Below are 12,160 nucleotides of genomic sequence, written 5' to 3'. Positions count from 1 at the left end.
TTGTTGCAAAGGTATCTTGCTTCATTATAATCGACACTACAGCAAGCACGTACTACCAAAGCAAGGGGGCACACGATGAGCGACGAACGTTTTACTGCGCTGGTGGTAGAAGAAGGGGCCGATGGCCGGCGGGTCGAGTTTCGTGAATTGCCGTTGAGCGCACTCCCGCCCGGTGAGGTATTAGTCAGAGTAGCCTATTCAACCCTCAACTACAAAGATGGCTTGGCTATCACCGGCAAAGGTAAAATCTTGCGCAGCAGCCCATTAGCGCCGGGGATTGATTTTGCCGGCACCGTTGTGGAATCAGCCGATCCGCGCTACCAACCCGGCGACCAAGTGGTATTGACCGGCTGGGGGGTCGGTGAGCGGCATTGGGGTGGTTATAGCCAATATACGCGGGTGAAGGGTGAATGGCTGGTGCCGCTGCCCACCGGTATGAGCTTGCTGCATGCCATGACGCTGGGCACTGCTGGATTTACCGCTATGCTGTGCGTACTGGCCCTCGAACGGCACGGCTTTGTCGCCGGTCGTGAAGTACTCGTCACTGGTGCAGCCGGCGGTGTAGGGAGCGTAGCAGTGGCGTTGCTGGCCAAAGCTGGGCACACGGTGATCGCCGCCACCGGCAGACCCCACGAAGAATCGTACTTGCGCGAACTTGGCGCGAGCGGCATCCTTGACCGCAATACCCTCAGTGCGCCCGGTCGTCCGCTCGAAAGCGAACGCTGGGGCGGCGCAGTTGATACGGTTGGCGGCGCAGTGTTGTCTGGTGTGTTACGTTCGATGGCGATGCGCAGTGCGGTTGCAATTTGCGGCAATGCCGGTGGTGCCGAATTTACTACCTCTGTCTATCCCTTCATTCTGCGCGGCGTCACGATGATCGGTATCGAGTCGGTGATGGTGCCACGCGAGGAACGTCTCGCCGCATGGGAGCGTATGGCCCGCGATCTGTCGCCGGAACTGCTCGATCGAATGACCACCGTCATTCCATTTGCCGAGCTGCCGGCTTATGCTGAACAGATCACTAATGCCCAGACCCGCGGGCGAGTGGTGGTAGATGTCAATCGATGAAGCGCGCGCGGTGCGCTTGCACCTGCCTCAGACGAGGGCAAACGAAGGATAGGTTTGCCACTCTGCTATCCTTCACCCCTGCTCCACTGGCTGGAGCAGGGGTGAGACGTGTTACTGCTCAATTGCGATTAATGGGTCTACTAGCTTCCCGTTCACGCATCCGCTTGCCCAACTGCTGTACCGCTTTGATACAACCTTAGCCAAGAAATAATCTGTTTATAATACTTTCATAACCCTAGCCGTTTAGACTGCCTACAACGATGCAACAGCATCGCTAGTTCTCCCTACATAGGAGGATGTTTTGTATGCGGTCGCTCAAGCTTTTGTTCATCACGACGATTGCGGCATTGGTTTTAGTGGCTTGTGGTGCTAGTGGAAACACGGGTGGAAACACTACCTCGAATACAAACACACCAGTCACCATTGTATGGTTACCAAATGAATCGGGCGCTGAATTAAAAGATGCACGTGAGGCAATCGGTGCAGTCATCAGCGAAACACTTGGTCGCCCCGTCGAACATCGCACTACAACCGATTACTTGATTGCAGTTGAAGCCATCGCAAATAACACGGCTCACCTCGGCTTTTTCGGCGCTGAAGCCTACGTTCAGGCGCACGACAAGAATCCAAAAGTTATCCCATTGGTCATTCCTAGCGGTACTGATGGCCGGCTCGAAACTGCGGTCTACTATAGCTGGCTAGCAGTTGCTCGTGGTCAAGAGGGTAACTATCAAGAGAATGGCGTCTACAAAATCGACAATATTCAGGGCAAGCGCTTTGCCTTCGTCTCGAGCAGCTCAGCCTCCGGCTTCCGCGTACCAGCGGCGACGATTGTCAAATACTTCAGTCAGAAGGAAAAGTGGAAAAATTTGACCCCCGACGATCTCATCGAAGGTGGGCAGAATAAGTTCTTCAGCGACGTGCAGTTCGGCGGTTCGCATCAGGGTGCGGCAGTTGCCTTGCTGTCTGGCGCCGTCGAAGTAGCTTCGTTCTGTGACGTTTGTGTTCAGAACTACGTCGAGCTGGTATCGGGCGTAGAGAATCAACCCGGCGCCGTGTATCGCGTGCTCAATAATGCTAGTGAGCCGTTTGATAAGTTTCCCGGCGCTGAGTTTGTTATTATCGCTTCAGTGCCGGTAATCAGTGCGCCCTTTGTGGCCAATAGCAGCCTGCTAACCGCCGATGAGATTAAGCGTCTGCAAGACAAGCTGACCTCAGATGAGGTGACCAATAACCCCCGCATCTTTGCTACGAAGGCCGAGATTGATGCCGGCTTCCGCCCGCTCTTGCGCAAGACGAAGGACGAGCGCTTCTTGGTCGTTGATGACTCCTTCTTCAACCCAATTCGAGAGATGCGCTAAACAGCATTCGTCACTATACGCAACAATGATGTTGGAGCTGAACGACATGTTTCAGCTCCAACGTTATACTCAATACGCACGAAAAGGGGTTCTATGAGCTTGCTTGAAGTCGATGCCGTCACTAAGCGTTATGGGCCAGAGACATTAGCGCTCGATTCGGTCACTTTCTCAGTCCAACCCGGCGAATTTGTCGCGATTATTGGCCCTTCGGGGGCAGGGAAATCGACATTACTACGGTGTATCAACCGGCTGATCGATATTACCGCTGGTGATATTCGGTTCGCCGGCGTTAGTGTACCAACACTGCGCGGTTCGGCCCTCCGCCGCCATCGCATCCAGATTGGGATGATCTTTCAACACTATAACCTTGTTAATCGCCTCAGCGTGCTCGAGAATGTGTTGCACGGACGACTCGGCTACAAGAATACGCTGCAAGGCATCCTCGGACTGTACAGCGAGGAAGAGAAGCGTGAGGCAGTGCGCATTCTCGAAACACTCGGTTTGAGCGAGCAGATGTATAAACGTTGCGACCAGCTTAGCGGCGGTCAGAAGCAGCGGGTTGGCATTGCTCGCGCGTTAGTGCAGCAACCGAAAATGCTGCTCTGCGATGAGCCGATCGCTTCGCTTGACCCTAGTTCGGCGAAGGTGATCATGGATACCTTGCAAGAGATTAACCGCTCTACTGGGATTACGGTGCTGGTCAACTTACATCAAGTCGATGTCGCGTTGCACTATGCCAAACGGATCATCGGCATGAATCGAGGCCGCATTGTGTACGATGGCGCACCACACAATCTCAGTAGCGATCAGATCTACCACATCTACGGTTCAGAAGCTGGCGAGTTGATCCTTGATCTGAAGGAACGGTATGCAGCCTAACGCCTTTCTGCGCCGCCGTCGTCTGCAATCAATCTTCTTCTTGGCTGTGATTGCCGCTATTACCTACGGCAGTATGGTACTGACCCAATTTGATCTCGTGCAAGGCTTAGGCGTGATTCCACGTGCTTTTGTATGGGCAATTACCAATTTCGTGCCCGACGAACGCGCTTGGTCGCGCTTGCCGCGCATTTTAGAGAAGTTGCAAGAGACAGTGTTGGTTGCGGTGGCTTCCTCAACCATTGCCTCAATCTTTGGCTTAGGGCTAGCTCTGCTCGGCGCCAATACCACCCGCCCGCATCCGTGGTTTAGCTTGCCGGCCCGCGCCATTGCCAGCATTTTCCGCAATATTGATGTGTCGGTATGGGCGCTGATCTTGCTCTTTTCGTTCGGCCAAAGCGGCTTTACCGGCTTTTTTGCCCTCTCTTTTGTCACCTTCGGCTTTATCACCCGCGTGATGATCGAGACGATTGATGAAGTGGGCATTGAACCGGTCGAAGCGTTACGCGCTACCGGGGCTAGCTATGCGGCAATCATTAGCCAGAGCGTCATTCCAGCTTGTTTGCCGCAGTTGATCAGTTGGGTGCTGTACATGATCGAAACGAACATCCGCAGTGCCACCCTAGTCGGTATCCTTACTGGCACCGGTATTGGTTTTCTCTTCGATCTCTACTTCAAGAGTTTTAGTTACGGCTCGGCTAGTCTCGTCGTGCTAGCAACCGTGGTGGCTGTGTTGCTGATTGAAGCGGTATCGAACTATATCCGAAGGACGATCCTCTGATGGAGACGACCTTGACCTCTGGTCGCATTCGCGTGCGACCGCGTACCCGCGCTAACATTGTGCTGCACGTAACGCTCATCGTGTTGGTGTTGCTGACCATCTACGGCTTGGCGACCCTCGATACGCGCAATATCAACATCTTTACTGCCTTTGGCGACATGCTCAATAATTTTCGGATCGTGCTGTTCGAGGCACGGTTGAAAAATTTGAGCTGGTTGGAGCTGTTCCGCGAATTGATGATCACCGTCGCGTTGGGGCTGATCACCACTGTTCTAGGCGCAATCATAGCCTTCTTTGTAGCACTGTTCGCCGCCCAAAATCTGGCTCCGCGCCGGGTCACCGATGCGGTTAAGGCAGTGATGGCCTTCATCCGCGCGGTGCCGACCGTGCTCTGGGTACTGTTTTTTGCAGTCACAGCCGGTCTGGGCAGTATAGCTGCCGTAGTCGGGATGACGTTTCACTCGATCAGCTATTTGGTGAAGGCCTACGCCGAGACCTTCGAGGAGCTAGATGAGGGGGTGCTAGAGGCGTTGCGCGCGAGTGGAGCCAATTGGTGGCAGACGATTTTTCAAGCGGTCGTGCCTTCGTCGGCATCGGCCCTGCTTTCGTGGACGTTCGTGCGGTTTGAGATTAACTTTTCGGTGGCGATTGCGATGGGTGCGACTGCCGGCGCTGGCGGGATCGGGTTCGATATGTTTATGGCTAGCGCCTTCTACCTCGATCTGCGCGAGTTGGGTATCTTTACGTATGCAGTGCTTATTTTCGCCATTCTGTTAGAATGGGGCGCAACCCGGTTGAAAGAGACAGTTGGCGTGAAGCGGCAGGCGTAACGTTTGCAAACCCGCGCAGCAGCCGCGGAAGGAGATTTCCATGCTCACCCCCTCGCATATTTTGAGTTGCAGCCCACCCCACCTCGTTTGCGCATTAGCCGAGCAGGTGCTAGAGCGGTATGACCGCAATGCAGTGACGTTCATTAGCGGCCCGCGCTGCGTGCTGGTGCAGTTGCGCATGATCGAGGGCGTTGGCGAGTCGGTCTTCAACGCGGGTGAGATCCTCGTCACCGAGACACGACTAGAGCTGGCTGGCCAGTTTGGGTTTGGCATGGTGATCGGGCGTGACCCCGATCACGCCACGGCGCTAGCCGTGCTCGACGCGGCGCTGCGCATGCCGGGTGATCCGCATGCCGATTTACGCCTGCGCATCGCCGAGCTGGAGCAGGCACTGAGAACCGCTTACGAACGCCGTTTCGCCGCTGCCGCGGCGACGCGGGTTGAGTTTGAGACGTTTTGATCGACGCAATTACTATTGCGCCGCGCTGATGAACGGGAGCCAAATAGCCACGCAAAGACATAAAAGGCACAAGTCGCTTGCTCCATCCTAGTCCCTCCCTCTGTGAGAGAGGCCGGGAGTGGGGGCCAGATCGGGTTTACTGTCGAGCGCGTAGAGGATGATGTTCAAATCTAACTCTTTGTGATCTTCGCGTACTGTTGCGCCTTTGCGTTAACAACTCTGCGTCTTTATTCGCGTTGTGGCTTTCGCATGGCCCTCATCCCCCGGCCCCCTCCCACCTGACGGCGGGAGAGGGGGAGTCGTGAGGCAGGTAAGTATGGCATTGCTGGCGCGGCATGCAGTAACACTCCCCGTTGGATGAGAAGTCGGGGGTGAGGGCCGGCCCCGGTTCAACCCGTAATTCAGATGATGTATAACCTACTGAGACCCGCCTATGACCATCGTTGCCACGCCGCCTACACCGCTCGAACGCTTCAACAGCCTCGCCTTCCGCGTGCTGCTCGATTGCTTAGCCCGCCCCGGCAAGGTTGGCCGCTTGCCGCCGCCGCCCTTCGCCGATCTGCCGCCGCTGCCGGACGGCACCCCGCCCAACACCGTCGCTGTTGCCGCATGGCTCAGCCTGCTCGACCAGACCGTGAGCTTTGCCCATGCCGTCGGTGCGGAATGGTTGCCGGTTGATTATCCACTAACACGTTGGCTTGCCCTGCGCACGAACGCGCGCCCGGCAGATCCTTCTGCCACCGATTTCGCCCTCTTGCATGATCCGTCTGGGACAACGCTGTTTGGTGACCTCAACATTGGATCACTACTCGAACCCGAACGCAGTTGCACCGTCTTTCTCAGCCTACCAGAGATTGTGCCCAATGGCGCGGCGCTGCGCCTACGCGGGCCGGGGATTGCTACCACCGCTACAGTCGGGTTGCGCGGCGTCGCCCCGACCGAGCTAGCCGCTATTGCGGCCCGGCCAAGCCAGTTTCCGTTGGGGATCGATCTCTTTCTGATTGATCAGCAGGGGCGATGCTTGGGGTTGCCGCGCACGACGCAGATTGAGGTCATCTAAGGAATGAGGGAGTTTTACCGCAGAGAATGCGACGGACGAGGATAAGGAGTAGGGGTGAGGGTGTCCGACCCGCCATACAACTGCTAAGGCGATAAAGGAGCTGGTATGGGATACGTTGCGGTGCGCGGGGGCAGTGAAGCCGTTGCCCGCGCCGAAGAGTTAGTCGCGTGTTTGCGCTTGCTTGGCGGCAGCACACCGCTGCAATTGCCGCAGATCCGCGACCAACTGCGCCACGCCGTCAGCCGGGCTATGCATGAGGGCGCGCTCTACGCGCCGTTGCTGGCAGCGCTGGCGGTTAAGCAGGCCGAAGGCGATAGCATCGAAGCGGCGTTTTTGTTGCGCGCTTACCGCACCACCTTGCCGCGGGCGATGGCTTCGTTGCCGGTATCGGGACGCGAGATGTTCTGTTTGCGCCGGATTTCGGCTTCGTTCAAAGACATTCCCGGCGGCCAGATGCTGGGGCCGGCCACCGATTACCTGATCCGTTTGTTGCAGCCGGCGCTAGCCCACGAAGATGTGCGGGCAGTGATTGCCGCCGCCGAACGCTACACAGCGCTGGTTGAGGCCGGCAGCCCCCAACCCGGCGCGTGGGGCCGCTTCCCCAAGGTGACCGAGTATATGCGGCAAGAGCAGATGATTGTCAATGTTCCTGCCGAACCTGTGCGTGAAGAGCCGTTTGACATCACCCGCGAACCACTCACCTTCCCCTGCCCGCGCAGCGCCCGTCTGCAAGCCATGACCCAAGCCGATACCGGCAGCCTCATGAGTCTGGCCTACAGCAGTACCCGTGGCTACGGCGATGCCCACCCGACACTGGTGGAACTGCGCTATGGCTACCTGCCGGTGCAAGTCGCGCACCCGCTCACCGGCGAACCGATCACTATTGGCGAGATTGAAGCGACCGAGGCCGAAATCGCCTCGAAGGCGCATAGCGTGACGAATCACGCCGAACCGCCGCGCTTCAACGTTGGCTATGGCTTCGCCTTCGGCCAGAGCGAGCTGAAGGTGATGAGCATGGCCATTCTCGATAGCGTGTTGACCCAAGCCCGTGCCGGCAGTCTCGCTGGCGAGTCGGGGCCGGCGGCCAACGAGGAGTTTGTCTTGCTGCATACCGATGGAATCGAAGCCAGCGGCTTCGTCACCCATTACAAGTTGCCGCATTACGTCACCTTTGCCGCCGACCTGAGCGTGCTAGATCGGGCGCGTGAGCATCACACCCAGCGCCAGAGCCGGCTCGGCCAGTTGGTTGATCAGGCGATCACAAGCGATTCGTTCTAATACGGGGGACACAGACACACACGGGCAGCAAACGTCCGTATCCCACGCCAACCAAGGACAACGCATACTATGAGCGAAGCTTCCGATCAGCTCTACAACTTCGCCCTGCTCGATGAAGACGCCAAACGCGAGATCCGGCGCAAGCTGTTGAAAGCAGTCGCCCTCCCCGGCCACCTCGTGCCGTTTGCCAGCCGTGATCTGCCGATTGCCCGCGGCTGGGGCACCGGCGGGTTGCAAATTACCCTGTCAATTGTCACCCCAGCGGACACGCTCAAGGTGATTGATCAAGGCGACGACGAGAGCGTCAATGCAGTCAATTTGCGCCGGCTGATCAATCGCACCACCGGCGTCACTACCACCACCGACACCGCTGCGGCCACCATCATCCAAACCCGCCACCGCATCCCCGAAGAGCCGATGCGGGCCGATCAAATTCTTGTCTTGCAGGTGCCGATGGCCGATCCGCTACGCTGGGTGGAACCAAACCTCGAACGGGCCACGATGATGCACAGCGAAGCCGATTACGGCAAGATGTGGGTTTATATGTACGAGAGTGTGGTGCGGGCCGGCGATCTGCGCATCGCCAGCCAGTATCCGGTAATCGTCAACCGGCGCTACCTGATGGACACCACACCCATCCCGCGCTGGGATGTGCCGAAGCTGCATATGGCCGACACCCTCTACCTGTTTGGGGCCGGACGCGAGAAGCGCATCTATGCGGTGCCGCCCTACACGATCGTCGAACCGCTCCAATTTGAGGATTACCCCTTCCGTACCGAATACCGGCCCGGCCAGCGCTGTGCTCGCTGTGGCGCTGAACACACCTTTCTCACTGAGCATTTTGTCAGCGATAGCAACGGCGGACGGTGGGAAACTACCTGTTCTGACGCAGCGTACTGTGCGAAGCGCGTGGCACAGATGGAGGCGACGGCATGACTGGCGATTGGATTCTGCGGGTTGAGCAGCTCTCGAAGCACTTTGGGCCAACGTGCCCCGACTGCCGCCGCCTGACCGGCCCCGATCTTGGCCGCTCACAGTGCCCGCGTTGTGGGACGGTCTGGGCCTGTGTTGAGGCGAACTTGCAATTGAGCGCAGGCGAAGTGTTGGGCATCGTCGGTGAGAGCGGCAGCGGCAAGAGCACCCTGTTACAGATGATCTATCTAGCCCTGCACCCCGACAGCGGTCACATCTGGTACCGCGACAATGGTGGACCGCCGCGCGACCTCACCACTCTCAACCGCTATGAAGCACGGTTATTCCGCAACACCAAACTCGGTATTGTCTACCAGCGTCCCGAACTGGGCTTAAACATGCGCTTCTCGGTCGGCGGCAACGTAGCCGAAAAGCTATTACTAGCAGAATGGCGGCACTTTGGCCGCATCCGCGCCCGCACCGCCGAATTGATGGTCAAAACCGAACTGCCACCAGAACGGATTGACGACGAACCACCTACCTTCAGCGGCGGCATGCTACAACGTGTGCAGATTGCTAAGGCGCTAGCCAGCCGCCCCAGCCTCTTGCTACTCGACGAAATCACCAGCGGGCTGGATGTTTCGGTGCAGGCCCGCGTGCTCGACCTGCTGCGCCGGATTCAGTGGGAAGACCGGATCACGATGCTGTTGGTGTCGCACGATCTCGGTGTCGTGCGCCAACTCGCCCGCCGCACGATTGTGATGAAGAATGGCCACATTGTCGAAGCGGGGTTGACCGACCACATCCTCGAAGACCCGCAGCACCCATACACCCAACTGCTGGTCTCGTCGGCGTTGTAACAAAGGCTGCACGCTATGAGCCACCCACTGCTTGAAATCCGTAACCTATCCAAATCCTTTACCCTGCACCTGATCGACGGGCGCGAAATTACGCCGGTGCGCGACGTAAATCTGAGCGTCGCCACCGGCGAACACCTGCTGATCCACGGTCGCAGCGGGATCGGCAAGACTAGCATCCTCAAGTGCATCTACCGCACCTACTTACCGACTTCCGGCCAGATCTGGTTTGACTCGCACCAATTTGGTCGGATCGACCTCAGCCGCGCCGCCGAGAGCGTCATCCTCAACCTGCGCGAGCACGAGATCGGCTTCTGCTCACAATTCTTGCGCGTGCTGCCACGCGTTTCGGCGCTCGACACGCTCTGCGAGCCGCTCTACCGGCAGGGGATGGATCGGGCGACGGCGCAAGCGATCGGACGCGAATGGCTGCAACGACTCGGTATCTCACCGGCGCTCTGGCAAGCCAGCCCGCTCACCTTCAGCGGCGGCGAACAACAACGGATCAACCTAGGCCGGGCCTTCATTGCCCGTCCGCGCCTCTTGTTGCTTGATGAGCCAACGGCCAGTCTTGATGAAGCAACAAAGCAAGTAGTAATTGAGATGATCCGGGTAGCGCAGAGTGAAGGCACCGCGATCATCAGCGTCTCGCACGACTTGGCCGGGCTAGGGGCGCATGCCAACCGGCAATGGACGTTCCAGTAAGGGCGTGGTATTGTCGTAAGAATAGGCAACTTAGTGCGCGCAAGAGGGGATATTCATTGCTCAAATCGAACCTTGAACAGGCATGACTCTCAAATGTGCGCTTTGGTTGAACGCAGGCCACTCCCGCCCATCCCATAGATCCAGACCGCTGACCTGCATATCAGCCCGCCCCAGACCAAACGAGACATCCTTAGCTTTACGCATGCATCAATCGAGGCAACTTATGCAATTTCTCTTCACCAACGCTACTGTTGTCTTACCCGATCGGGTCGTCGAAGAGGGTTGGGTGACGATCGAACGGGACCGGATCGGGGCGATTGGCCGCGGCGCACCCCCGTATGCGGCAACGATGCCACAGTTTGATCTCGACGGAGCGTACTTGTTGCCCGGCCTGATCGACTTGCACTGTGACGCGATTGAGAAACTGGTGCAACCGCGCCCCGGCGTTGAGATCGAAGCTGGGATCGCGCTCCACGCCGCCGACCGGCTCTTGCTGGGGTGTGGCGTCACCTGCCAATTCCACGCCCTATCACTCGATGACGCTGAATTCGGCGTGCGCAGCGATCGCTTCGTCAGAGACTTCCTCCACCGACTCACCGCCGAACGGCATTGCGGTGCGCGCCATCTCGTGCATGCCCGCGTCGAAGTTAGCAGCGAACGCGGCCTTGAGGCGCTGAAGACGATGTTTGGCCATCCCTTGTTGCGGCTAGTCTCGATTATGGATCACAGTCCGGGACAGGGGCAGTACACCACTGAAGCCGCGTTTCGCGATTATGTCGCTAAAACCACTGGGCGTAGCGATGCTGAAATTGACGAACTACTGACCCGCAAGCGGGCAGCGCAGAGCGATGTGCCTCACCGGATTCGGCAGGTGATTGCGTGGGCGACGAAGTATGGCTTGCCAGTCGCCAGCCATGACGACGACACTCCCGAACGGGTGGCGCAGTGGGTAGAGCTAGGGGTGAAGATTGCTGAATTCCCCACCACTTTAGCCGCCGCCCAAGCGGCCCATACCGCCGGGATGGCGGTGGGCATGGGCGCACCAAATGTGCTGCGCGGCAAGTCGAGCGGTGGCAACCTGAGCGCGCTAGCCGCGATCGAAGCCGGTGTGGTGGATTGGCTATGCGCCGACTACTACCCAGCCTCGTTGTTACCAGTGATCTTCCGCCTCGCCGACCGCGGCACCCTCAGCCTGCCTGATGCAGTAGCGCTGGTCAGCCACCACCCGGCCCGCGCCGTCGGCATCGACCATTTGATCGGCAGCATCCAACCGGGGCTAATCGCCGACCTGATCGTCGTCCGCCGGATGCCCGATCCGGTAGTGCAACAGGTCTTTGTCAGCGGGAAGCCGGTGTACACTCTGCTAGAGCAGAACGAACCGCTACCCTTCCCCGACCGCCACCGAACGGGCGAAGAAGTGCCGTCCCCACGCGAACATCGTTAGCAACGACCAGCGGATCAACCCTTCAGGGCCGATGGCAAAGAGCAGCGCCAGCGGCACGCCGCTCAGCCAGCGGCCCCATTCAGGGGGCGGTTGGCCATCAACGGCAAACATGCCGAAATAGCGGACACTGTAGCCGTTGAAAATCCCAATCGCTTCGAGCGCACCCACTGTTAGCCAAAAGATCAGCCCCGAAATGCCCAAACTCCGCGCTAATGCACCAGTCGGCCACAACAGCAGCTCGATCAGGCTAAACAACACATAGACGGTGCCCAACACAATAATGGTCACGTAACCGCTGCTCTGCAAGGTTGAAATCATCCAGATCACAAATCGTTGGAAGCCCTCGTTGTGACTGAGCAACCATTCAGTAATGAAGACGTTACTCTCAAACCACCACCAACCGGCAAGGGGGAGCAGAGCAAGGGCCAGAACCAATTTCAGATGGCGCATAGTATTTCATTCATAGAGAGTAAACAACACATCGGCCCACTTCTTATTATAGGGGCAGGTTGCAGATTACGCATATGC

General features: G+C 58.0%; 13 protein-coding genes. 12 read left to right on the top strand and 1 reads right to left on the bottom strand.

The window, feature by feature from the left end; all coding sequences use genetic code 11:
* The first annotated feature begins 75 nt into the window (after positions 1 to 75).
* The 12 genes from Q1A59_RS14485 to Q1A59_RS14430 all read left to right on the top strand — a co-directional run bounded on the left by Q1A59_RS14485 (position 76) and on the right by Q1A59_RS14430 (position 11,632).
* Positions 76 to 1,068, top strand: coding sequence for an MDR family oxidoreductase (locus tag Q1A59_RS14485; protein ID WP_298403404.1), 993 nt, complete (start codon positions 76 to 78; stop codon positions 1,066 to 1,068).
* A gap of 305 nt (positions 1,069 to 1,373) precedes the next feature.
* Positions 1,374 to 2,429 carry a phosphate/phosphite/phosphonate ABC transporter substrate-binding protein gene (locus Q1A59_RS14480; RefSeq protein ID WP_298403406.1) on the top strand — a complete coding sequence of 352 codons (1,056 nt, stop codon included), beginning with the start codon at positions 1,374 to 1,376 and terminating at the stop codon, positions 2,427 to 2,429.
* A 93-nt stretch (positions 2,430 to 2,522) separates the two neighbouring features.
* Entirely contained in the window at positions 2,523 to 3,308 is a 786-nt protein-coding gene (gene phnC / locus Q1A59_RS14475; protein ID WP_298403409.1) for a phosphonate ABC transporter ATP-binding protein, read from the top strand.
* On the top strand, positions 3,298 to 4,086 hold the full coding sequence (phnE, locus tag Q1A59_RS14470; RefSeq protein WP_298403412.1) for a phosphonate ABC transporter, permease protein PhnE: 789 nt from the start codon (positions 3,298 to 3,300) through the stop codon (positions 4,084 to 4,086). Before phnC ends, phnE begins: the two co-directional genes overlap by 11 nt.
* On the top strand, positions 4,086 to 4,916 hold the full coding sequence (locus tag Q1A59_RS14465; RefSeq protein WP_298403415.1) for an ABC transporter permease: 831 nt from the start codon (positions 4,086 to 4,088) through the stop codon (positions 4,914 to 4,916). The genes phnE and Q1A59_RS14465 overlap by 1 nt, the downstream gene beginning before the upstream one ends.
* Positions 4,917 to 4,956: 40 nt before the next feature.
* Positions 4,957 to 5,376, top strand: a complete 420-nt coding sequence (gene phnG, locus Q1A59_RS14460) for a phosphonate C-P lyase system protein PhnG (RefSeq protein ID WP_298403418.1) — start codon at positions 4,957 to 4,959, stop codon at positions 5,374 to 5,376.
* A gap of 433 nt (positions 5,377 to 5,809) precedes the next feature.
* The gene (phnH, locus tag Q1A59_RS14455) at positions 5,810 to 6,436 is read left to right on the top strand and encodes a phosphonate C-P lyase system protein PhnH (RefSeq protein ID WP_298403420.1); all 627 of its coding nucleotides are present in this window, start codon (positions 5,810 to 5,812) and stop codon (positions 6,434 to 6,436) included.
* Positions 6,437 to 6,541: 105 nt separating this feature from the next.
* A complete protein-coding gene (locus Q1A59_RS14450) occupies positions 6,542 to 7,714 on the top strand; it encodes a carbon-phosphorus lyase complex subunit PhnI (RefSeq protein ID WP_298403422.1) in 1,173 nt (390 codons plus the stop codon).
* Positions 7,715 to 7,783: 69 nt separating this feature from the next.
* Positions 7,784 to 8,650, top strand: a complete 867-nt coding sequence (locus Q1A59_RS14445) for an alpha-D-ribose 1-methylphosphonate 5-phosphate C-P-lyase PhnJ (protein ID WP_298403424.1) — start codon at positions 7,784 to 7,786, stop codon at positions 8,648 to 8,650.
* Positions 8,647 to 9,486, top strand: coding sequence for an ATP-binding cassette domain-containing protein (locus Q1A59_RS14440; protein WP_298403426.1), 840 nt, complete (start codon positions 8,647 to 8,649; stop codon positions 9,484 to 9,486). The genes Q1A59_RS14445 and Q1A59_RS14440 overlap by 4 nt, the downstream gene beginning before the upstream one ends.
* Positions 9,487 to 9,501: 15 nt before the next feature.
* A complete protein-coding gene (locus Q1A59_RS14435) occupies positions 9,502 to 10,188 on the top strand; it encodes a phosphonate C-P lyase system protein PhnL (protein WP_299645167.1) in 687 nt (228 codons plus the stop codon).
* 223 nt (positions 10,189 to 10,411) lie between these two features.
* Complete coding sequence (locus Q1A59_RS14430; protein ID WP_298403430.1) at positions 10,412 to 11,632, top strand: alpha-D-ribose 1-methylphosphonate 5-triphosphate diphosphatase; 1,221 nt, start codon at positions 10,412 to 10,414, stop codon at positions 11,630 to 11,632.
* Here Q1A59_RS14430 and Q1A59_RS14425 read toward each other — a convergent pair.
* Positions 11,570 to 12,082 carry a hypothetical protein gene (locus tag Q1A59_RS14425; RefSeq protein WP_298403432.1) on the bottom strand — a complete coding sequence of 171 codons (513 nt, stop codon included), beginning with the start codon at positions 12,080 to 12,082 and terminating at the stop codon, positions 11,570 to 11,572. The two genes, Q1A59_RS14430 and Q1A59_RS14425, sit on opposite strands and share 63 nt — an antisense overlap.
* Between the last annotated feature and the right edge of the window lie 78 nt (positions 12,083 to 12,160).

The sequence above is a fragment of the uncultured Chloroflexus sp. genome (genome assembly GCF_937951745.1).
Classification (GTDB): Bacteria; Chloroflexota; Chloroflexia; order Chloroflexales; family Chloroflexaceae; genus Chloroflexus.
This window is presented reverse-complemented; position numbering and strand designations above follow the sequence as displayed.

Excerpts from the sequence above, each read along its gene's own strand:
- Q1A59_RS14485 (WP_298403404.1), top strand. The coding sequence starts at position 76 with ATGAGCGACGAACGTTTTACTGCGCTGGTGGTAGAAGAAGGGGCCGAT.
- Q1A59_RS14480 (WP_298403406.1), top strand. The coding sequence starts at position 1,374 with ATGCGGTCGCTCAAGCTTTTGTTCATCACGACGATTGCGGCATTGGTT.
- phnC (WP_298403409.1), top strand. The coding sequence starts at position 2,523 with ATGAGCTTGCTTGAAGTCGATGCCGTCACTAAGCGTTATGGGCCAGAG.
- phnE (WP_298403412.1), top strand. The coding sequence starts at position 3,298 with ATGCAGCCTAACGCCTTTCTGCGCCGCCGTCGTCTGCAATCAATCTTC.
- Q1A59_RS14465 (WP_298403415.1), top strand. The coding sequence starts at position 4,086 with ATGGAGACGACCTTGACCTCTGGTCGCATTCGCGTGCGACCGCGTACC.
- phnG (WP_298403418.1), top strand. The coding sequence starts at position 4,957 with ATGCTCACCCCCTCGCATATTTTGAGTTGCAGCCCACCCCACCTCGTT.
- phnH (WP_298403420.1), top strand. The coding sequence starts at position 5,810 with ATGACCATCGTTGCCACGCCGCCTACACCGCTCGAACGCTTCAACAGC.
- Q1A59_RS14450 (WP_298403422.1), top strand. The coding sequence starts at position 6,542 with ATGGGATACGTTGCGGTGCGCGGGGGCAGTGAAGCCGTTGCCCGCGCC.
- Q1A59_RS14445 (WP_298403424.1), top strand. The coding sequence starts at position 7,784 with ATGAGCGAAGCTTCCGATCAGCTCTACAACTTCGCCCTGCTCGATGAA.
- Q1A59_RS14440 (WP_298403426.1), top strand. The coding sequence starts at position 8,647 with ATGACTGGCGATTGGATTCTGCGGGTTGAGCAGCTCTCGAAGCACTTT.
- Q1A59_RS14435 (WP_299645167.1), top strand. The coding sequence starts at position 9,502 with ATGAGCCACCCACTGCTTGAAATCCGTAACCTATCCAAATCCTTTACC.
- Q1A59_RS14430 (WP_298403430.1), top strand. The coding sequence starts at position 10,412 with ATGCAATTTCTCTTCACCAACGCTACTGTTGTCTTACCCGATCGGGTC.
- Q1A59_RS14425 (WP_298403432.1), bottom strand. The coding sequence starts at position 12,082 with ATGCGCCATCTGAAATTGGTTCTGGCCCTTGCTCTGCTCCCCCTTGCC.